The sequence below is a fragment of the Pseudomonas sp. IAC-BECa141 genome, assembly GCF_020544405.1.
Classification (GTDB): Bacteria; Pseudomonadota; Gammaproteobacteria; order Pseudomonadales; family Pseudomonadaceae; genus Aquipseudomonas.
Genome location: NZ_CP065410.1, coordinates 1751990 through 1770295, shown reverse-complemented (window position 1 = coordinate 1770295; position 18306 = coordinate 1751990). Strand labels below are relative to the sequence as shown.

22 protein-coding genes and 1 pseudogene are annotated in these 18306 nt (G+C 62.3%); 2 read left to right on the top strand and 21 right to left on the bottom strand.

All coding sequences use genetic code 11. The annotated features are described in order from the left end of the window. Nucleotides 1-6 precede the first annotated feature (6 nt). The 13 genes and pseudogenes from I5961_RS08040 to ccmA all read right to left on the bottom strand — a co-directional run bounded on the left by I5961_RS08040 (nucleotide 7) and on the right by ccmA (nucleotide 8242). On the bottom strand, nucleotides 7-411 hold the full coding sequence (locus I5961_RS08040; protein WP_227234864.1) for a type II toxin-antitoxin system HicB family antitoxin: 405 nt from the start codon (nucleotides 409-411) through the stop codon (nucleotides 7-9). Continuing rightward, a pseudogene (locus I5961_RS08035) lies at nucleotides 411-622 on the bottom strand (type II toxin-antitoxin system HicA family toxin). The gene I5961_RS08040 and the pseudogene I5961_RS08035 overlap by 1 nt, the downstream one beginning before the upstream one ends. 66 nt (nucleotides 623-688) lie before the next feature. Further along, nucleotides 689-859 (bottom strand): hypothetical protein, encoded by a 171-nt coding sequence (locus I5961_RS08030; RefSeq protein WP_170929746.1) that lies wholly within the window; start codon nucleotides 857-859, stop codon nucleotides 689-691. Further along, the gene (locus I5961_RS08025; protein ID WP_085682968.1) at nucleotides 859-1266 is read right to left on the bottom strand and encodes a hypothetical protein; all 408 of its coding nucleotides are present in this window, start codon (nucleotides 1264-1266) and stop codon (nucleotides 859-861) included. The genes I5961_RS08030 and I5961_RS08025 overlap by 1 nt, the downstream gene beginning before the upstream one ends. Before the next feature lie 25 nt (nucleotides 1267-1291). Further along, nucleotides 1292-2494: a c-type cytochrome biogenesis protein CcmI gene (gene ccmI, locus I5961_RS08020; protein WP_085699414.1), complete on the bottom strand. Its 1203-nt coding sequence runs from the start codon at nucleotides 2492-2494 to the stop codon at nucleotides 1292-1294. Continuing rightward, nucleotides 2491-2961, bottom strand: a complete 471-nt coding sequence (locus tag I5961_RS08015; RefSeq protein WP_227234862.1) for a cytochrome c-type biogenesis protein — start codon at nucleotides 2959-2961, stop codon at nucleotides 2491-2493. Before I5961_RS08015 ends, ccmI begins: the two co-directional genes overlap by 4 nt. After that, nucleotides 2958-3494, bottom strand: a complete 537-nt coding sequence (locus I5961_RS08010) for a DsbE family thiol:disulfide interchange protein (protein ID WP_011333088.1) — start codon at nucleotides 3492-3494, stop codon at nucleotides 2958-2960. The genes I5961_RS08015 and I5961_RS08010 overlap by 4 nt, the downstream gene beginning before the upstream one ends. Next, complete coding sequence (locus tag I5961_RS08005) at nucleotides 3491-5479, bottom strand: heme lyase CcmF/NrfE family subunit (RefSeq protein ID WP_227234860.1); 1989 nt, start codon at nucleotides 5477-5479, stop codon at nucleotides 3491-3493. Before I5961_RS08005 ends, I5961_RS08010 begins: the two co-directional genes overlap by 4 nt. A 3-nt stretch (nucleotides 5480-5482) precedes the next feature. Then, nucleotides 5483-5938 carry a cytochrome c maturation protein CcmE gene (gene ccmE, locus I5961_RS08000; RefSeq protein ID WP_227234859.1) on the bottom strand — a complete coding sequence of 152 codons (456 nt, stop codon included), beginning with the start codon at nucleotides 5936-5938 and terminating at the stop codon, nucleotides 5483-5485. After that, nucleotides 5935-6111 (bottom strand): heme exporter protein CcmD, encoded by a 177-nt coding sequence (ccmD, locus tag I5961_RS07995; RefSeq protein WP_011333085.1) that lies wholly within the window; start codon nucleotides 6109-6111, stop codon nucleotides 5935-5937. Before ccmD ends, ccmE begins: the two co-directional genes overlap by 4 nt. Then, nucleotides 6108-6863 carry a heme ABC transporter permease gene (locus tag I5961_RS07990; protein ID WP_227234857.1) on the bottom strand — a complete coding sequence of 252 codons (756 nt, stop codon included), beginning with the start codon at nucleotides 6861-6863 and terminating at the stop codon, nucleotides 6108-6110. Before I5961_RS07990 ends, ccmD begins: the two co-directional genes overlap by 4 nt. A gap of 78 nt (nucleotides 6864-6941) precedes the next feature. Continuing rightward, on the bottom strand, nucleotides 6942-7610 hold the full coding sequence (ccmB, locus tag I5961_RS07985; RefSeq protein ID WP_007959235.1) for a heme exporter protein CcmB: 669 nt from the start codon (nucleotides 7608-7610) through the stop codon (nucleotides 6942-6944). Further along, nucleotides 7607-8242, bottom strand: coding sequence for a cytochrome c biogenesis heme-transporting ATPase CcmA (ccmA, locus tag I5961_RS07980; protein WP_007959232.1), 636 nt, complete (start codon nucleotides 8240-8242; stop codon nucleotides 7607-7609). The genes ccmB and ccmA overlap by 4 nt, the downstream gene beginning before the upstream one ends. A gap of 197 nt (nucleotides 8243-8439) precedes the next feature. Here ccmA and I5961_RS07975 point away from each other — a divergent pair, with 197 nt between their 5' ends. Continuing rightward, complete coding sequence (locus I5961_RS07975) at nucleotides 8440-10014, top strand: flagellar hook-length control protein FliK (protein WP_227234855.1); 1575 nt, start codon at nucleotides 8440-8442, stop codon at nucleotides 10012-10014. Then, nucleotides 10011-10340 carry an EscU/YscU/HrcU family type III secretion system export apparatus switch protein gene (locus I5961_RS07970; RefSeq protein ID WP_227234853.1) on the top strand — a complete coding sequence of 110 codons (330 nt, stop codon included), beginning with the start codon at nucleotides 10011-10013 and terminating at the stop codon, nucleotides 10338-10340. Before I5961_RS07975 ends, I5961_RS07970 begins: the two co-directional genes overlap by 4 nt. A gap of 112 nt (nucleotides 10341-10452) precedes the next feature. Here I5961_RS07970 and I5961_RS07965 read toward each other — a convergent pair whose 3' ends face one another. The 8 genes from I5961_RS07965 to I5961_RS07930 form a co-directional block, all read right to left on the bottom strand. Continuing rightward, complete coding sequence (locus I5961_RS07965) at nucleotides 10453-10845, bottom strand: DUF2802 domain-containing protein (RefSeq protein WP_227234852.1); 393 nt, start codon at nucleotides 10843-10845, stop codon at nucleotides 10453-10455. Then, nucleotides 10846-11331 (bottom strand): chemotaxis protein CheW, encoded by a 486-nt coding sequence (locus tag I5961_RS07960; RefSeq protein WP_065260749.1) that lies wholly within the window; start codon nucleotides 11329-11331, stop codon nucleotides 10846-10848. It lies immediately after the preceding gene. Nucleotides 11332-11404: 73 nt separating this feature from the next. Next, entirely contained in the window at nucleotides 11405-12358 is a 954-nt protein-coding gene (locus I5961_RS07955; protein WP_227234850.1) for a CheW domain-containing protein, read from the bottom strand. Nucleotides 12359-12360: 2 nt separating this feature from the next. Continuing rightward, nucleotides 12361-13149, bottom strand: a complete 789-nt coding sequence (locus I5961_RS07950) for a ParA family protein (RefSeq protein WP_227234849.1) — start codon at nucleotides 13147-13149, stop codon at nucleotides 12361-12363. Nucleotides 13150-13192: 43 nt separating this feature from the next. Continuing rightward, on the bottom strand, nucleotides 13193-14083 hold the full coding sequence (gene motD / locus I5961_RS07945; RefSeq protein WP_085699430.1) for a flagellar motor protein MotD: 891 nt from the start codon (nucleotides 14081-14083) through the stop codon (nucleotides 13193-13195). A 12-nt stretch (nucleotides 14084-14095) separates the two neighbouring features. After that, a complete protein-coding gene (locus tag I5961_RS07940) occupies nucleotides 14096-14836 on the bottom strand; it encodes a flagellar motor protein (RefSeq protein ID WP_064384022.1) in 741 nt (246 codons plus the stop codon). Continuing rightward, the gene (locus tag I5961_RS07935; RefSeq protein WP_227234847.1) at nucleotides 14836-15972 is read right to left on the bottom strand and encodes a protein-glutamate methylesterase/protein-glutamine glutaminase; all 1137 of its coding nucleotides are present in this window, start codon (nucleotides 15970-15972) and stop codon (nucleotides 14836-14838) included. Before I5961_RS07935 ends, I5961_RS07940 begins: the two co-directional genes overlap by 1 nt. Before the next feature lie 49 nt (nucleotides 15973-16021). After that, the gene (locus I5961_RS07930; RefSeq protein ID WP_085699435.1) at nucleotides 16022-18301 is read right to left on the bottom strand and encodes a chemotaxis protein CheA; all 2280 of its coding nucleotides are present in this window, start codon (nucleotides 18299-18301) and stop codon (nucleotides 16022-16024) included. Nucleotides 18302-18306: the final 5 nt, after the last annotated feature.

Genomic DNA, 18306 nt, shown 5'->3' with positions numbered 1-18306 from the left:
CGAGGCTCAATGCCGGACCAGTTTTTCCATGGCGGCATCTGCCAAAAAAGAGGAACGGCTTTTGACGTTGTGTTCACGCACGTAGCGGTCAATGCGCTGGATAACATAGCCGGGCAACGTCACATTGACTTTTTCGGTCTTGCCCATGTACGGCGAAATATCCAGCTCCAGCATGCCCCAACCCATGTCGGCAAATTCCGGATTGTTGCGATGGGCGGCCGCCGAAGTCGGCATCGGGATCGAGTCGCCATCAGTCGCGATCTCCTGCAGCATGATATGGGCAATCTCGACGGCCGCGTTGTAGGCATCCTCAAACGTATCCCCGGCGGTTACCGCGCCGGGAATGTCAGGGATTTGAATCCCGATGGCGGTGTTCTCGTCACCCCACTCGATGCAGATTGGGTATTGCATTACGAATCTCCTGTGTCACTGGCTGGCGGGTTGTACAACCCGGCACGCCTTCTGATGCTCTTGACCGTCCCGACCGGCAAATCCTTTTCGGATGAGGGACGGGAATCGTGTATGGGTTGTAACGGTGCGTGAAGATGTGGTGACTGCCGGTTATCCGGTCCAGCGTCCAGCCTGCCTCCTCCAGCTCCTTGATCAATAGCCTGCTCTGCACCAACCGCCTCCTTGCTTCGGCTTAACAAAAGTAACCCTAGAGTTATCTTTACTCAAGCACAGAAATTCACAGCACGACGTTCGGTTGTTTTGCAGCATGTGATTGATGCAGTGGCCCGGCGAGCAGGCGATGGCGCTTCTCGCAAAGAAAGCTCAGGCGGTAAGGACTGGATACGAGTGAGGCATTGTTCATCACCCCAGACAGCAAAACGGCGATCCAAAGATCGCCGTTTTTCATTACTCCCCGAACTGTTTGCCCAGTCCCGCCGGTACGCCGTGGATGTTGGTTTCTTCCCACGGGCCGTTGGGGCTGATCGAGCGGCTCCAGCCGTTGTTCCAGCGATAGTAGGTGCGCTGGCGGTAGAAGGTGTTGGTCTGGTCGTCGAGCACATACACGCCCAGCTTCTGGTCCCAGTGGCTGTTGCCGCCCGGTGGCGGGGCGAAGCTGGCGGAGGTGCGCGGGACGGGTTTGGCGGGCTTGGCCGGAATCCCCGGTTTGCTCGGCGTCGGGCTGGTCGACGGGGTCGGGCTGGGTTGTGACGGCGGGATCGGCGGCAGCCTGGTGCTCGGCTCCGGTCGTTGCACCGCACATGCACTCAAGCCCAGGGCCAGTGTGAGGACTGTGATTCGGGCGATGGCGTTCATGGCGGTGCGTTCCTGTTGGTTCCGGCTATTTGTCCGGGCTGTCGATGGTCAGTGTCTGTGGCGCGGTGGTGCTGCTGGCCAGAGGCCCGCTGCGACCGACCCACTCACCGGCGGTCGGCTGACCGGCACGGGAGATGCGCGCAACCAGTTGGACTTCGGGGAAGTTCGACAGTTTCAATTGCGGCATCATCGCGTCGGCATCGCCCAGTTCGACGGTCACCGGCAGATCGGCGACGGTCAGGCGCTTGGCCGCCAGCGGCGCCGGCGGGCCCGAGGTGGCGCGGGCAAAAATGAACACGCTGTCGCCCGGTTGCACCTTGCCTTTCAACTCGCTGGCCAGATCCACCCGCACTTTCAACAGCGCCGCCGCTTTCGCCGCTGGCGCCTGGGCAACCTTGCCGCCGCTGGCCTGCAGTTTTTCGGTGGCGCGGGCGATGCCGCCCTGCAGGGCCTCGCGGGATTTGTCCTGCGGCGGCAGTTGCGCCAGCAGACGGTTCCAGTAGTCGATCGCTTCCTGATAGCGCTCGCCTTCGAACGCGGCGATGCCCAGCAGGCCGAGGCTGGTGACTTCCTTCGGATCGGCTTTCAGCGCTTCATCGGTCAGCGCCTGCACCTTGTCCGACCATTTTTTGTTGTCGGCAAAGTACTGGGCCTGCGCCCACTGACCCAGCAGCTCCGGTTGACGACCGGCGAGATTGACGGCGCGCTCGAACATCTTCGCCGCGTCCGCCGGACGATCCTGGGCCATGTAGGTGCGACCGAGGAAATACACGCCTTCAGCGGAATCCGGTTGCGCGGCGACTGCGCGCTCCAGACGCTGAGTCATCTCTTCCATCGACTGTGGCGCCTGGGCGAATTCCCGGGTCAGCTCGACCTTGTCGCTCGCGCCAAAGTGCAGGTACAGACCGAGGCCCAACACCGGCACCAGCACGGCCGCCAGCAAAGGCAGCGGCTTACCCAGACGCGACACCCGCGCCGGCGCCACACCTTCGGTATCGGCCAACAATTCACGGGCCGCTTCGGCACGGCCGCTGTCCATTTGCGCGGCATCGAGAACGCCTTCGGCCTGCTGCGATTGCAGTTCGGCGACGCGTTCCTGATACAGGGCGACGTTGAGAGCGGTTCGATCCTCTTCACGCTGGGCGCGACGTTCGCGTAGAACGGGGATCAGCAGAAAACTCAGGGCGACCAGAAGCAACAGCCCTGCGGCAAGCCAGAAATCAATCATTCTTGGTTTTTATCCAACAGTTGGTCGAGGCGCTGACGCTCTTCAGGGGACAGCGATTGCGGCGTCTCGGCGCGTTGCCCGCGACGGCGGCGGACGATCACGGCAATCACCACGAACCCGCCCAGCAACAAACCGGCCGGGCCGAACCAGAGCAACGCGGTCTTGGCATTGAGCGCCGGCTTGTAGCGGACGAAATCACCGTAGCGGTCGACCATGAAGTCGATGATCTGCTGATTGTCCTTGCCCTCGCCGAGCATGCGGAAAATCTCTTTGCGCAGGTCGGCGGCAATCGGCGCATTGGAATCGGCGATGTCCTGGTTCTGGCATTTGGGGCAGCGCAGCTCCTTGGTCAGTTCGCGAAAACGCTCGCGATCGCCTTCTTTGGCAAACTCGTAGGTGTCGATAGCGGCGTGGGCCACACCGGCCATGCTCAAGCCCAGCACCATGGCAGCTAAAAAGCGCTTCATGGCTTGGCCTCATCGACCAGCGCCTGATATTTGGCCGCCAGCTTTTCCCGCCAGACCTGCTCGTCGATCACGCCGACGTACTTGTCGCGGATGATGCCCTTGGCGTCGATGAAGAAGGTTTCCGGCGCGCCGTAGACACCGAGGTTCAGGCCCAGGGAGCCTTCGTCATCGCGGATGTCGAGTTGATACGGATTGTGGAACTCGGCCAGCCACTTCAGCGCATCGGCGTTGGTGTCCTTGTAGTTGATGCCGTAGATCACCACGCCGCGCTCGGCGAGTTTGTTCAGCACCGGGTGCTCGACCCGGCAGGAAATGCACCAGGTGCCCCAGACGTTGACCAGCGCCGGTTTGCCGAGGATGTCAGCCTTGGTCAGGGTCTTGTCGCCCTGCACCGCCGGCAGGGAAAACTCCGGGAACGGTTTGCCGATCATCGCCGACGGCAGCTCCGCCGGATCCAGGTACAGACCGCGATAAAGAAATACCGCCACCAGCAAGAAAATCGCCAGTGGCACCAGCATCAACCAACGTCTCATGCAGCGGCTCCTTCCATGCCCAGCGCTTCACGCACTTTGGCTTTGACCTTGACTCGGTAACGCCGGTCCAGCGCCGCCAGCAGCCCGCCCAGGCCGGTCAGCAGACCGCCGAACCAGATCCAGCGCACGAACGGCTTCACATGCACCCGCACCGCCCAGGCGTCGTCGCCCAGTGGTTCACCCAGCGCGACATAGAGGTCGCGGGTGAAGCCGGCGTCGATCCCGGCTTCGGTCATCATCGAACTCTGCACGGTGTACAGGCGTTTTTCCGGGTGCAGCACGCTGACTTCACGGCCATCGCGGATCACCCGGATGGTGCCCTTGTCGGAGGTGAAATTCGGGCCTTCGAAATGTTTGGCGCCTTCGAACACGAACTGATAACCGGCCAGATCCATCGACTCGCCCGGCGCCAGACGCAGGTCACGTTCGGCACTGTTCTGGCTCGACAACACCACGCCCAGCGCGCAGACGGCGATACCGAGGTGGGCGAGTTGCATGCCCCAGTAACTGCGGGTCAGGGTCGGCAGGCCTTTGATCAGGCCTTTGTGGCGCGTCTTGTCGAAGATGTCGCGCACGCCGGCCAGCAACACCCAGGCCGCCAGCAGGAAGGTTGCGATCACCGCCCAGTTGAAATCGCCATAGGCAATACCGGCAACGACCGCCAGAGCGACGCTGCCCAACAGCACCGGGGTCAACATGTTGGCCAGCCATTTCACCGGGGTGTCTTTCCAGCGCACGATCACGCCGACCGCCATCACCACCATCAGCAACGCCATCAACGGTATGAACAGTGCATTGAAGTACGGTGGGCCGACCGACAGCTTGGCGCCGCTGATGGCATCGAGGATCAGCGGATACAACGTGCCGAGCAGGATCATCGAGGCAGCCACCACCAGCACCAGGTTGTTGCCCAGCAGCAGGGTTTCCCGCGACCACAGATTGAAGCCGACCTGGCTCTTGACCACCGGAGCGCGCAAAGCAAAGAGGGTCAGCGAACCACCGACCACGAACAGCAGGAAAATCAGGATGAACACGCCGCGCGCGGGATCGGAGGCAAACGCATGCACCGACGTCAGTACCCCGGAACGCACAAGGAAGGTGCCGAGCAGGCTCAGGGAAAACGCGGCAATCGCCAGCAACACCGTCCAGCTCTTGAACACACCACGTTTCTCGGTGACCGCCAACGAGTGAATCAGCGCAGTGCCCACCAGCCATGGCATGAAGGAGGCGTTTTCCACCGGGTCCCAGAACCACCAGCCCCCCCAACCGAGTTCGTAATAAGCCCACCACGAACCCAGGGTGATGCCGATACCCAGGAAGGCCCAGGCAACGATGGTCCACGGACGCGACCAGCGTGCCCACGCCGCATCGAGGCGACCGCCCAGCAGTGCGGCGATGGCGAAGGCGAAGGCCACCGAGAACCCGACATAACCCATGTACAGCATCGGCGGATGCACGATCAGGCCGATGTCCTGCAGCAACGGATTGAGGTCACGACCGTCGGCCGGAATCTGCGGCAGGATCCGCGAGAACGGGTTCGACGTGAGGATCAGGAACAACAGGAAACCGGTGCTGATCATGCCCATCACCGCCAGCACGCGAGCGAGCATGACTTGCGGCAACTGTCGGGAGAACACCGACACGGCGAAGGTCCAGCCGCCGAGGATCAACGCCCACAGCAGCAACGAACCTTCGTGGGCACCCCACACCGCGCTGAACTTGTAGTACCACGGCAGCGCGCTGTTGGAATTCATCGCGACATAAGCCACGGAGAAATCGTCGGTCATGAACGCGTAGGTCAGGACGCCGAAGGCGAACAGCAAAAATGCGAATTGGCCCCACGCTGCCGGTTGAGCGAGGCCCATCCACAGACGATCACCGCGCCAGGCACCGAGCAACGGCACCACGGCCTGCACCAGCGCAAAACACAGCGCGAGAATCATGGCCAGATGGCCAAGCTCGGGAATGAAAATGGTGGATGTCATCGATCAACCCTCCTTCGCAGGGGTTGGCGCGGATTGACCGCTGTCCTTCAGGGCTTTGGTCACTTCCGGCGGCATGTATTTCTCGTCGTGCTTGGCCAGTACTTCATCGGCAACCACCACGCCATCGGCGTTGAGCTTGCCGAGCGCCACAATGCCCTGCCCTTCGCGGAACAGGTCCGGGAGGATCCCGCGATAAGTAATGGTCACGGACTTGTTGAAGTCGGTGACCACGAATTTGACGTCCAGCGAATCAGGGGAACGTTGCAGCGAACCTTTCTCGACCATGCCGCCGGCGCGGATGCGGGTGCCCTGCGGCGCTTCGCCGTTGGCGATCTGGGTCGGGGTGTAAAACAGGTTGATGTTCTGCTGCAGGGCGCTCAGGGCCAGGCCGACGGCAGCGCCGACCCCGACCAGAATTGCCAGGATGATGATCAAGCGTTTTTTGCGCAGCGGATTCACTTGCCGTTCTCCCGGCGCAGACGACGCGCCTCTTGTTGCAGATAACGCTTGCGGGCCGCGATCGGCGCCGCCACGTTGAGGATCAGTACCGCCAGACAGATGCCGTAGGCCGACCAGACATACAGGCCGTGATGGCCCATGGCGAGGAAGTCGCCGAATGACGCGAAACTCATCGAGCGGCCTCCAGGCTGTTCTGCACTTCTTCTTTCACCCAACTGGCGCGGGCTTCGCGCTTGAGCACTTCAAGGCGCATGCGCAGCAACAGCACGGCGCCAAAGAAGCAATAGAAACCCAGCACCGTCAGCAGCAGCGGCAGCCACATCTCGACGGGCATGGCCGGTTTTTCGGTGAGGGTGAACGTCGCGCCCTGGTGCAGGGTGTTCCACCACTCCACCGAGTATTTGATGATCGGAATGTTGATCACACCGACGATGGCCAGCACCGCGCAGGCCTTGGCGGCGCTGTCGCGGTTGCTGATGGCGTTGCCCAGCGCGATCACGCCGAAATACAGGAACAGCAGAATCAGCATCGAGGTCAGCCGCGCGTCCCAGACCCACCACGAACCCCAGGTCGGCTTGCCCCAGATCGCCCCGGTGATCAGCGCCACGGCGGTCATCCACGCGCCGATCGGCGCGGCGCATTGCAGGGCGACGTCGGCCAGTTTCATCTTCCACACCAGCCCGACCACACCGCACACCGCCAGCATCACGTAGCTCGACTGAGCGAGCATCGCAGCGGGTACGTGGATATAGATGATGCGAAAGCTGTTGCCTTGCTGATAGTCCGGCGGCGCGAAGGCCAGGCCCCAGACGACGCCGACAGCGATCAGCAGCAACGCTGCGATGCTCAGCCACGGCAGGAACTTGCTGCTGATGCCGTAGAACCACTTGGGCGAGCCGAGCTTGTGAAACCAGGTCCAGTTCATACTGTTTCCATCACGGGTGCCGCTCATCGGTGTGAGCAGTCTCAGGGTCTTTGCTGGTTAAATATTAACCAGACCTCATTATTCGCCGACGCTGATCTTCAGGCCAGCAGCTATTGCAAAGGGTGTCAGGGTTATCGCCAGGGCGGTCAGGCTACCAAGCCACAACAGATAACCAATCGCCGGCATCCCCTGCAACGCCGCCTGCAAGGCGCCACTGCCCAGGATCAACACCGGGATGTACAACGGCAGAATCAGCAGCGCCAGCAACAGGCCACCGCGCTTCAGACCGACCGTCAGCGCCGCGCCCACCGCGCCGAGCAAACTCAGCACCGGAGTACCCAGCAGCAACGAAAGCAACAATACCGGCAGACACGCAGCCGGCAACCCGAGCATCAACGCCAGTAACGGCGAGAGCAAAACCAGTGCCAGCCCGGAAAAAAGCCAGTGTGCCAGCACCTTGGCCAATACCAGAAGTGGCAGGGGGTGCGGCGAAAGGACCCACTGTTCGAGGGATCCGTCTTCGAAATCACTGCGGAAAAGCCCGTCCAGCGAGAGCAGGACCGACAAAAGTGCCGCCACCCAGACTAACCCCGGGGACAAGTTTTGCAATACTTGAGTTTCCGGTCCGACGGCCAGCGGGAACAGGGCAATGACGATGGCGAAGAAAATCAGCGGATTGGCCAGCTCCGCCGGGCGGCGGAACAGCAGTCGGGATTCACGGGCAACCAGCAGGCCGAACACACTCATACCGCCCAATTCCCCAGATCGATGTCGCGATAACCGGCCGGCATCCGGCTCAAGGTGTGGTGCGTGGTGAGCACCACCAGCCCTCCCCGTTCGCAGTGCCCGGCCAGGTGTTCTTCAAGCTGTGCCACGCCCTGCTTGTCGAGGGCGGTGAAGGGTTCGTCGAGAATCCACAACGGCGGGCTGTCCAGATACAACCGCGCCAGCGCCACGCGGCGCTGCTGGCCGGCAGACAGACTATGGCAGGGAACATCCTCGAAACCACGCAATCCAACCGCCGCCAGGGCCTGCCAGATGGCGTCGCGTTCGGCGGGTTGATGCAGGGCGCAGAGCCAGGCGAGGTTTTCTTCCGGCGTAAGCAAGTCCTTGATCCCGGCGGCGTGACCGATCCACAACAGGTTGCGTGCCAGTTCGCTGCGTTGCTCGCCCAGCGGCTTGCCGTTGAGCAGCACCTGACCGTCAGTCGGCTGCATCAGGCCGGCCAGCAAGCGCAACAAGCTGGTCTTGCCGCTGCCGTTGGGACCGCTGATCTGCACCATATCGCCACTGGCCAGTCTCAATTCGAGATTGTCGAAGAGCAGTCTGAGATCACGTTCACACGCGAGGGCAACGGTTTGCAGGACAGGACTGGTCAAGGGATCACGGGCCTTATACGGTTCAAGTCGGCTCTGGCGCGGCCGTTAAAGAGTTGCAGCATAAATGCAATGACGGCTCAATCCAGAGAGCTGCGTCAAACAATTGCTATGTTTTTTGAACGAATGGAAGGACGGGCGGCATTATACATGTCGCCATCTTCTCTCCAGAGTGCATTTTCCTCAGGTTGTGTCCGCGTATGACAGGCGAAATGAACATCCTCCCGCTCCCGCCCACCACCCCGGCGACCGCTCGCCCGCAGGTGGGTGAGCTGTTGAAGTTGCTGACGCCGGTCGACGGGCTGATTGCCGCCGGCCAGAGCGCCAAGGCCGAGGTGTTGTCGCTCAAGCAGGCGGATCAGACCTTTCAATTGCTGCTCAAGGTGACACTGGACAGCGGCCGTCAGACCACCGTGCAAGCCACCAGCAATCTGCCGCTGCCTCAGGGCACCAGCCTGGCGATCACCCAGCCGTCGGCGGGCAATCTGGCGATCACCGTGCAACAGGCCATCGCCAGCAGCGTCGCCACCCTCACCCGCATCGACACCGCGCAATTGCCGGTCGGCACGCTGCTGCAAGGCAAGGTGCTGACGGCTCAGGCCCTGCCACAGGTGCCGGGGCAACCGACGGTGTTCCGCTCGATGGTCAGCCTGCTCAACACCGCGCTCAGCGGCAGCACCCTGAGCATCGACAGCCCGCAACCGTTGCGCATCGGCACCCTGCTGTCGGCGCTGGTGCAAGACTCGCAGACCCTGAAGTTCCTGCCGCTGAGCAATCGCCAGGAACAACTGGCGGTCAGCCAGCAACTGGTCAGTCAGCAAAGCCGTCAGGGTTCGCTCGACGGCTTGCTGAAAATGCTCCAGAGCCTGCCGCCCGCCACTGATCAGACGTCCCGGGATTTGCGCGCCGCCGTGGACAGGCTGCTCGCCAACCTGCCCGACGTGCAGCAACTGAGCACCCCAAAAGGTCTGGCCCAGGCGCTGGCCAACAGCGGTGTGTTCCTGGAGACCAAACTGCTGACCGGACAGAACCCGACGCTGGTTCCGGACATGAAAGCCGATCTGCTCAAGCTGATCGCCCAGCTCACCCCCGGCCTGCCGGGCAACACCAACCTGAACGCGATCATCGCTGCCAACACCCTGGCCCAGGCGCTACCGAGTTTCGTGCGCAACGCCCTCGGCATGCTCGGTCAGGTCAGCGCGAAACCGGTGCCAAGCAGTTTCCCGCTGCCCGACCGGTTGCTGCAAAGTCTGGAAGGCGAAGGCGATCTGGAGCATCTGCTGCGCCTCGCCGCAGCCGCCGTGTCACGCCTGCAGAGTCATCAGCTGTCGAGCCTGGAGCAGACCGGCGTCACCGACGACGGCCGCCTGCTCAGCACCTGGCAACTGGAAATCCCGATGCGCAACCTGCAGGACATCGTGCCGCTGCAGGTCAAGTTCCAGCGCGAAGAAGCGCCGCAGAACCAGGAATCGAACGAGCAGCGCCGCGATGAACGGGAACCGAAACAACAACTGTGGCGCGTCGATCTGGCGTTCGACATGGAACCGCTGGGGCCGATGCAGATTCAGGCACAGTTGATCAGCGGCAGCCTGTCCAGCCAGTTGTGGGCCGAGCGGCCGTACACCGCGAGCCTGATCGAAAGCAATCTGACCGCACTGCGCCAGCGTCTGCTGGATTCCGGGCTGAATGTCGGCGACCTCGACTGCCACCTCGGCACCCCGCCGCAAGGCATCCAAACCCGCCTCGAACACCGCTGGGTCGATGAAACCGCATGAATGACACCACCGCTCCACGCCAGGCCATCGCCCTCAAATACGACGGCAGCCACGCCCCGACCCTCACCGCCAAGGGCGACGAAGAACTGGCCGAAGAAATCCTGCGGATCGCCCGCGACTGTGAAGTACCGATCTACGAGAACGCCGAACTGGTGAAGTTGCTGGCGCGCATGGAACTGGGCGACAGCATTCCTGAAGAGCTGTACCGCACGATCGCCGAAATCATCGCGTTTGCCTGGAACCTCAAGGGCAAGTTCCCGGCGGGACACAATCCGGATGCGCCGATGGTCGAGAAAGACGTCACCGATCGCGGCGACGATTATTGAGACTTCAAAGACGCCTTCGCGAGCAAGCTCGCTCCCACATTGGTTCGGCGTACACCGATCTAATGTGGGAGCGAGCTTGCTCGCGAATAGGCCATCAGCTTGAGCGCAAAAATCAGTTCTTGTGCAGCTTGCGCATCAACTCCGCCTCAGCCTGGGTCAACCCGCAGGACTGGGTCAGCTCATCAACACTCGCGCCCATCCCCACCAGCTTCGCCGCCTGGGCGAATGACAGGCTGGAAGGATCGCGCTGTTCGAGCTGGGAGATTTTGTCCGGGATCGGACCGACGACCGAGCGCAGCTCGTGCAGGGCTTCGCCCATGCGCACGTTGCCGTTCTGGTAATCGTCGACACGCTTGGCCAGGTCCTTGATGCGCTGATCACGCAGCGCATCGCCCTGGGCCTGTTGCGCAGCAATCAGGCGCTGCGCCTTGATGTACGCCAGAAACATCGCCAGCGTGCCTGCCCAGAACAGGAACAGGACAATGACCGCTACCTCCAGAATCAATCAGATGTTCTCCAGTTCCGACCATTCTTCTTCAGTCATCATCTTGTCCAGCTCGACCAGGATCAGCAACTCGTTGTTCTTGTTGCATACGCCCTGGATGAACTTGGCCGACTCTTCGTTACCGACGTTCGGTGCGGTCTCGATTTCCGACTGACGCAGGTAAACCACTTCAGCCACGCTGTCGACCATGATGCCGACCACTTGCTTGTCGGCTTCGATGATGACGATACGGGTGTTGTCGCTGATCTCGCCGCTCATCAGGCCGAAGCGCTGACGGGTATCGATCACGGTCACCACGTTGCCGCGCAGGTTGATGATGCCCAGCACGTAGCTTGGCGCACCCGGAACCGGAGCGATCTCGGTGTAGCGCAGGACTTCCTGAACGCGCATCACGTTGATGCCGTAGGTTTCGTTGTCCAGCTTGAAGGTCACCCATTGCAGGATCGGATCTTCGGAACCCTTTGCCGCCGTAGCCTTGTCGTTCATACCCTAGCCCCTCGAAAAACCGCGCCTGGCGGTGTGTGTTTCGTTCGCCGGCATTTGAATGCCGGTACTCTCTTTATGTCGGTTTGTGGTTCGGCTTACTGCCGGACATGTGCTTTGCCCCACCGCTGGCGATCAACTCGGCCAGAGCGGAGACATCGAGCAAGGCGCACATGTGTTCAATCACCGTGCCGGCGAGCCATGGCCGCTGACCCCGCTGACTTCTCCATTTGATTTCATTCGGATCCAGACGCAGCGAGCGACTGACCTGATGCACCGCCAGGCCCCACTCGTAACCCTGAACCGAAATCACGTATTGCAGACCCTGACGGAAGTCATCGCGATAGCGATCCGGCATGACCCAGCGCGCGGTGTCCAGCACCTTCAGGTTGCCGGCCTGGCTCGGCAGGATGCCGAGGAACCACTCCGGCTGACCGAACAGTGGCGTCAGTTCGTGGCCGGCCAGCGAATAGATCGAGCCCAGGCACACCAACGGCACCGCCAGCGTCAGCCCGGCCACGTCGAACAGCAGGCACTCGAACGCTTCCGACGCCCAGGCCGGACGGCCATCGGTTTCCACCGGTGGCGGCGTATTGCTGGGTGGCAGATGCACTTCGACCAGCGGCGCCACCAGGGTCGGCTCGACCGGGGCTGGCGCAGGCGCTTCAGGCGCGGGCTCTGGCACCGCCGGAGCCGGAGGGCTTTGCAGAAGCTGGGATTGCAGCAGCGGTGCCAGGGTCGAAACCACGCGCACCGGTTCAGGCTCTTTGATCAACGTCGCAGGTGCCTTCGCCACCACAGCGGCAGGCGCTACGACCGGGGCGACCGGCCGGGCGGCTTTTTGCGCATCCCGGGCCTGCTCTTCAAGCACGGCAGCCTGGAATTCATCGAGTGCCGCAGCAGTTTCGACCTCCTTGGCCGGCGCTGCGATTTCCTGCTCGACCTCGTCTGTCACTTCCTGCAGCAAGCTGTCCAGATAGGACTGCACAGCCAGTTGCGGACGCGAAGTCAGTTTGATCGGCCGATTCATGCTCAAGCCACCTGCGCAACGAGTTGCTGCGCCAGCAGATGCTTGAGCAGTGCGCGGTAAGCCAGCACGCCACGGCTCTTGCCGTCGAACTGCGAAGGGGTGACACCGGCACGACTGGCGTCGCGCAGACGGGTATCGACCGGGATGTAACCCTGCCAGATCTCGTCGGGGAATTTGTCGCGCAGCACGCGCAAGGTGCCCATCGACGCCTGAGTGCGGCGGTCGAACAGGGTCGGCACGATGCTGAACGGCAGCGCCTGTTTGCGCGAGCGGTTGATCATCGCCAGGGTGTTGACCATGCGCTCCAGGCCTTTGACGGCCAGGTGCTCGGTCTGCACCGGGATCACCAGTTGCTGACTGGCGGCCAAGGCGTTGACCATCAGCACGCCGAGCAATGGCGGGCTGTCGATGATCGCGTAATCGAAGTCCTGCCACAGCTGCGCCAGACTCTTGGCGATCACCAGGCCCAGGCCACTCTGCCCCGGCGACTGGCGCTCGAGGGTGGCCAGCGCGGTGCTCGACGGCAACAGGGAAATGCGTTCATCGCTGGTGGACAGCAGCAACTGGCCCGGCAGGCCTTGCGGCACGCCGCCCTTGTGCAGAAACAGGTCGTAGTTGCTGTGTTCCAGGCTGTCGGGGTCGTAACCGAAATAGCTGGTCATCGAGCCGTGCGGGTCGAGATCGACCACGACCACGCGCTTGCCCGCCTCTGCCAGCAAACCGGCTAAAGCGATGGAAGAAGTGGTTTTACCAACACCACCCTTTTGATTGGCGACTGCCCAGACTCTCATTCAGATCGTTCCTCCCGGCCGGGATACTCGGCCGAGACATGGTTCAGCGTATTAATGCGGGCGACGGAGAATTGACGGCACTCTCGCGTCCCGGCGTCTTGACCGGGGTCGGTGCAGTTTGTGTGCCAGCACGCTTCAACGCGGCGTCCGGTGTTGCATTGGCGGTTCCGGTGCCGGTCAGGCTGCGGCGCACATCGAGATTGCGCGACACCACCAGCACCACGCGACGGTTCTTCGCCCGGCCTTCGGCCGTGGCGTTGTTGGCAACCGGCTGAAATTCGCCGTAGCCCACCGAGGCCAGACGCCCAGGGTTCACGCCCTGCATCGCCAGCATGCGCACGATGCTCGCCGAACGCGCCGAGGACAATTCCCAGTTGGTCGGGTACTGCGCGGTGCGGATCGGTTGATCGTCGGTGAAGCCTTCGACGTGGATCGGGTTATCGAACGGTTTGAGGATCGCCGCGACCTTGTCGATGATGTTGAACGCGATGTCGCTCGGCATCGCATCACCGCTGCCGAACAACAGGCTGGAGTTGAGTTCGATCTCGACCCACAGCTCGTTGCCGCGCACGGTCATCTGGTTGCTTGCGATCAGGTCGCCGAATGCGGCGCTGATGTCATCGGCGATGCTTTTGAGCGGATCGCTGGCCCCGGCGATGCCGGCGTCGACCTGTTCGGCGTCCTTGACCAGCGGCTTGGCCGGGGTCACGGTCTTCGGTCGTTCTTCACCGATCGGAATCGGCTTGAGCGCGCGGTCGGAGTCGGTGAAGACCCCGATCAGCGCTTCGGAGATGATCTTGTACTTGCCTTCGTTGATCGACGAGATGGAGTACATCACCACGAAAAAGGCAAAGAGCAAGGTGATGAAGTCGGCGTAGGAAACCAGCCAACGTTCATGGTTTACGTGCTCTTCATGCTGGCGACGACGTGCCATGAGGTTAGTCCCTTAATCCATGAAGCCCTGAAGCTTCAACTCGATGGAGCGTGGGTTTTCACCTTCAGCGATCGACAGGATCCCTTCCAACAACATTTCGCGATAACGCGACTGTCGCAACGCGATTGACTTGAGCTTGGCGGCAACCGGCAGCAATACCAGGTTGGCACTGGCCACACCGTAGATGGTAGCGACGAACGCGACCGCAATCCCGTTGCCCAGCTGCGACGGATCGGCCAGGTTGCCCATCACGTGGATCAGGCCCATCACCGCACCGATGATGCCGATGGTCGGCGCGTAGCCACCCATGCTTTCAAACACTTTGGCCGCTTCGACATCGCGGGCTTCCTGAGTGTAGAAATCCACTTCGAGGATGCTGCGGATCGCTTCCGGCTCGGCGCCGTCGACCAGCAGTTGCAGACCTTTGCGCGAGTAAGCGTCGGGCTCGGCATCCGCCACGCCTTCCAGGCCCAGCAGACCTTCCTTGCGGGCGGTGAGGCTCCAGTTGACGACGCGGTCGATGCCGCCCGCCAGATCCACACGCGGCGGGAAAAAGATCCAGGCCAGAATCTGCATGGCGCGCTTGAACGCGCTCATCGGCGATTGCAGCAGCGCGGCACCGATGGTGCCACCGAGCACGATCAGCGCCGCCGGGCCGTTGGCCAGCGCGCCGAGGTGACCACCTTCAAGGTAGTTGCCGCCGATGATGGCGACGAACGCCATGATGATCCCGATAAGGCTTAGAACATCCATCAGACGCATGCCTCGACCAGGTGCTTGCCGATATCGTCCAGGCTGTACACCGCGTCGGCGAGGTCAGCTTTGACGATGGCCATCGGCATGCCGTAGATCACGCAACTGGCTTCGTCCTGCGCCCAGATCGTGCTGCCGCCCTGCTTGAGCAGGCGTGCACCTTCACGGCCGTCGGCGCCCATGCCGGTCAGTACGACCGCCAGAACTTTGTCGCTGTAGGATTTGGCCGCAGAGCCGAAGGTGATGTCCACGCACGGCTTGTAGTTCAGACGCTCGTCGCCCGGCAGGATTTTCACCGCGCCACGGCCGTCGATCATCATCTGCTTGCCACCCGGTGCCAGCAGCGCCAGGCCCGGACGCAGGATGTCGCCATCCTCGGCTTCCTTGACGCTGATGCGGCACAGCTTGTCCAGACGTTCAGCGAAAGCCTTGGTGAAGGCTGCCGGCATGTGCTGGATCAGCACGATCGGTGCCGGGAAACTGGCCGGCAACTGGGTCAGAACCCGTTGCAGCGCTACCGGGCCGCCAGTCGATGTACCAATGGCGACGAGCTTGTAGTTTTTGCGTTTCGGGGCTGGCGACGAAGCGCTGGCCGCTGGCGCGCGAGTCGGTGCAGGCGCAGGTGCCGGACGGGCCGGAGCACTGTGGCTGCCAAAACTCGAAGTCGCCGGCGCAGGAGTCGGCGCAGGTGCAGGTGCAGCGGCAGGCGCCGGCGCACTGTAGGCACTGAAACGACGGTTGCTGCGCGAGATGCTGTGTACCTTCTCGCACAGCAGTTGCTTGACCTTCTCCGGATTGCGGGAGATGTCTTCGAAATTCTTCGGCAGGAAATCCACCGCGCCGGCATCCAGCGCATCCAGGGTGACCCGGGCGCCTTCGTGGGTCAGCGAGGAGAACATCAACACCGGCGTCGGGCAGCGCTGCATGATGTGCCGCACGGCCGTGATGCCATCCATCATCGGCATCTCGTAGTCCATGGTGATCACATCCGGCTTGAGGGCCTGGGCCTGATCGATCGCCTCTTTACCGTTGGTTGCCGTGCCGACAACCTGGATGCTCGGATCCGCTGAAAGAATTTCCGAGACGCGGCGGCGGAAAAAACCCGAATCGTCCACCACCAGGACTTTGACTGCCATAAACACTCCATTAGGTGCGGCGGGACGTTGTCGCCCCGCCGCCCCGGATTCAAATACGCCGTGCGGCGTAACGCTTGAGCATGCTCGGAACATCGAGAATCAGTGCAATGCGGCCGTCACCGGTGATGGTGGCGCCGGACATGCCCGGGGTTCCCTGCAGCATCTTGCCCAATGGCTTGATGACCACTTCTTCCTGGCCGACCAGTTGATCGACGACGAAGCCGATCCGCTGGGTGCCCACCGAAAGGATCACCACATGGCCTTCGCGCTGCTCTTCGTGAGCGGCGGAGCTGACCAGCCAGCGCTTGAGGTAGAACAACGGCAGCGCCTTGTCCCGCACGATCACCACTTCCTGGCCGTCCACCACGTTGGTGGTCGACAGGTCGAGGTGGAAGATTTCGTTGACGTTCACCAGCGGGAACGCGAACGCCTGGTTGCCGAGCATCACCATCAGGGTCGGCATGATCGCCAGCGTCAGCGGCACCTTGATGACGATCTTCGAGCCCTGGCCCTTGGTCGAGTAGATGTTGATCGAGCCGTTGAGCTGGGAAATCTTGGTCTTCACCACGTCCATGCCGACACCACGGCCGGACACATCGGAGATCTCGGTCTTGGTCGAGAAACCCGGGGCGAAAATCAGGTTGTAGCACTCGGTGTCGCTCAGGCGATCGGCGGCATCCTTGTCCATCACACCGCGTTTCACGGCGATGGCACGCAGGACGTTCGGGTCCATGCCTTTGCCGTCGTCGGAGATCGACAGCAGGATGTGGTCGCCTTCCTGCTCGGCAGCCAGGATCACCTTGCCGCCACGGGCCTTGCCCGAGGCTTCGCGTTCTTCCGGCGACTCGATGCCGTGGTCGACCGCGTTGCGCACCAAGTGGACCAGCGGGTCGGCCAGCGCCTCGACGAGGTTCTTGTCGAGGTCGGTCTCTTCACCCACCAGTTCCAGGTTGATCTCTTTCTTGAGCTGACGCGCCAGGTCGCGAACCAGACGCGGGAAGCGGCCGAAGACTTTCTTGATCGGCTGCATCCGGGTCTTCATGACGGCGGTCTGCAAGTCGGCGGTGACTACGTCCAGGTTCGACACGGCCTTCTGCATCGACTCGTCGCCGCTGTTCAGGCCCAGACGTACCAGACGGTTACGCACCAGCACCAGCTCACCGACCATGTTCATGATTTCGTCGAGACGCGCGGTGTCAACGCGAACGGTGGTCTCGGCTTCGCTCGCCGGTTTTTCCGGTGGCGGAGTCGCCGGTGCACGGGCCGGAGCCGGTGCCGCAGCGGCAGCCGGTTTCGCCGGTTCGGCTTTCGGCTCAGGCGCTTTCGCGGCGGGTTTTGCCGCAGCGGCCGGGGCCTTGGCAGCAGGCGCTGCAACAGCTGCAGCATTGCCGGCGGTCACGACGGCGCCGGTGGCGACATCAGTGAACTTGCCTTTGCCATGCAGATCGTCGAGCAGCGCTTCGAACTCGTGGTCGGTGATCAGATCGCTACCGGCCGCAGCCGCTGCCGGAGCAGTCGTCGCAGGAACCGAAGCAATCGCCGACTCCAGCGCATCGACGGCAAAGTTGCCCTTGCCGTGCAACTGATCGAGCAAGGCTTCGAATTCGTCGTCGGTGATGTCCGAGCTGTCGCCCGCCGCCGGAGCCGCCGGGGCAGCGGCCGCCGGGGCCACGGCGTCGGCCGCGAACTGGCCCTTGCCATGCAACTGGTCGAGCAGCGACTCGAACTCGGCGTCGGTGATTTCATCGCTGGCCGCCTCGTCGGAAGCAGGCGCGGCGGCAGCCGCCGGGGCCTCGGCTTCAGCCTTGACGGCGCTCAGCGAGTCCAGCAACTGTTCAAATTCGTTATCGGTGATGTCGCCGGAGTCGCCGGTTTCGTTTTCAACGACCAGCTCTTCGATCATCTCGGCAACGGGCGAAGCCGGGGCTTCATCCGCCGATTGCGGCTCGGCCAGGCGCGCCAGAGCGGCCAGCAGTTCCGGGGTGGCGGCGGTGATCGGGCTGCGATCACGGACTTCGCCGAACATGCTGTTCACCGCGTCCAGCGCTTCGAGCACCACGTCCATCAGTTCTGCATCGACGCGTCGCTCACCCTTGCGCAGGATGTCGAACACGTTTTCGGCGATGTGACAGCACTCCACCAGCTCGTTGAGCTGAAGGAAGCCGGCGCCCCCTTTTACAGTGTGGAAACCGCGAAAAATTGCGTTGAGCAGATCTGCGTCATCCGGGCGGCTTTCCAGCTCGACCAGTTGTTCGGACAGTTGCTCAAGAATCTCGCCGGCCTCAACCAGGAAATCCTGAAGGATCTCTTCATCGGCGCCGAAGCTCATTAATG

Bases quoted from the DNA above. Each gene is read 5' to 3' on its own strand.
- I5961_RS07935 (WP_227234847.1), bottom strand. From the start codon at position 15,972: ATGGCAGTCAAAGTCCTGGTGGTGGACGATTCGGGTTTTTTCCGCCGC.
- I5961_RS07950 (WP_227234849.1), bottom strand. From the start codon at position 13,149: ATGAGAGTCTGGGCAGTCGCCAATCAAAAGGGTGGTGTTGGTAAAACC.
- I5961_RS08040 (WP_227234864.1), bottom strand. From the start codon at position 411: ATGCAATACCCAATCTGCATCGAGTGGGGTGACGAGAACACCGCCATC.
- I5961_RS08015 (WP_227234862.1), bottom strand. From the start codon at position 2,961: ATGAAGCGCTTTTTAGCTGCCATGGTGCTGGGCTTGAGCATGGCCGGT.
- I5961_RS08030 (WP_170929746.1), bottom strand. From the start codon at position 859: ATGAAAAACGGCGATCTTTGGATCGCCGTTTTGCTGTCTGGGGTGATG.
- I5961_RS07930 (WP_085699435.1), bottom strand. From the start codon at position 18,301: ATGAGCTTCGGCGCCGATGAAGAGATCCTTCAGGATTTCCTGGTTGAG.
- ccmI (WP_085699414.1), bottom strand. From the start codon at position 2,494: ATGATTGATTTCTGGCTTGCCGCAGGGCTGTTGCTTCTGGTCGCCCTG.
- motD (WP_085699430.1), bottom strand. From the start codon at position 14,083: ATGGCACGTCGTCGCCAGCATGAAGAGCACGTAAACCATGAACGTTGG.
- ccmD (WP_011333085.1), bottom strand. From the start codon at position 6,111: ATGAGTTTCGCGTCATTCGGCGACTTCCTCGCCATGGGCCATCACGGC.
- I5961_RS07940 (WP_064384022.1), bottom strand. From the start codon at position 14,836: ATGGATGTTCTAAGCCTTATCGGGATCATCATGGCGTTCGTCGCCATC.
- I5961_RS08005 (WP_227234860.1), bottom strand. From the start codon at position 5,479: ATGACATCCACCATTTTCATTCCCGAGCTTGGCCATCTGGCCATGATT.
- I5961_RS08010 (WP_011333088.1), bottom strand. From the start codon at position 3,494: ATGAGACGTTGGTTGATGCTGGTGCCACTGGCGATTTTCTTGCTGGTG.
- I5961_RS07970 (WP_227234853.1), top strand. From the start codon at position 10,011: ATGAATGACACCACCGCTCCACGCCAGGCCATCGCCCTCAAATACGAC.
- I5961_RS07960 (WP_065260749.1), bottom strand. From the start codon at position 11,331: ATGAACGACAAGGCTACGGCGGCAAAGGGTTCCGAAGATCCGATCCTG.
- ccmB (WP_007959235.1), bottom strand. From the start codon at position 7,610: ATGAGTGTGTTCGGCCTGCTGGTTGCCCGTGAATCCCGACTGCTGTTC.
- I5961_RS07955 (WP_227234850.1), bottom strand. From the start codon at position 12,358: ATGAATCGGCCGATCAAACTGACTTCGCGTCCGCAACTGGCTGTGCAG.
- I5961_RS08025 (WP_085682968.1), bottom strand. From the start codon at position 1,266: ATGAACGCCATCGCCCGAATCACAGTCCTCACACTGGCCCTGGGCTTG.
- I5961_RS07975 (WP_227234855.1), top strand. From the start codon at position 8,440: ATGACAGGCGAAATGAACATCCTCCCGCTCCCGCCCACCACCCCGGCG.
- I5961_RS07990 (WP_227234857.1), bottom strand. From the start codon at position 6,863: ATGAACTGGACCTGGTTTCACAAGCTCGGCTCGCCCAAGTGGTTCTAC.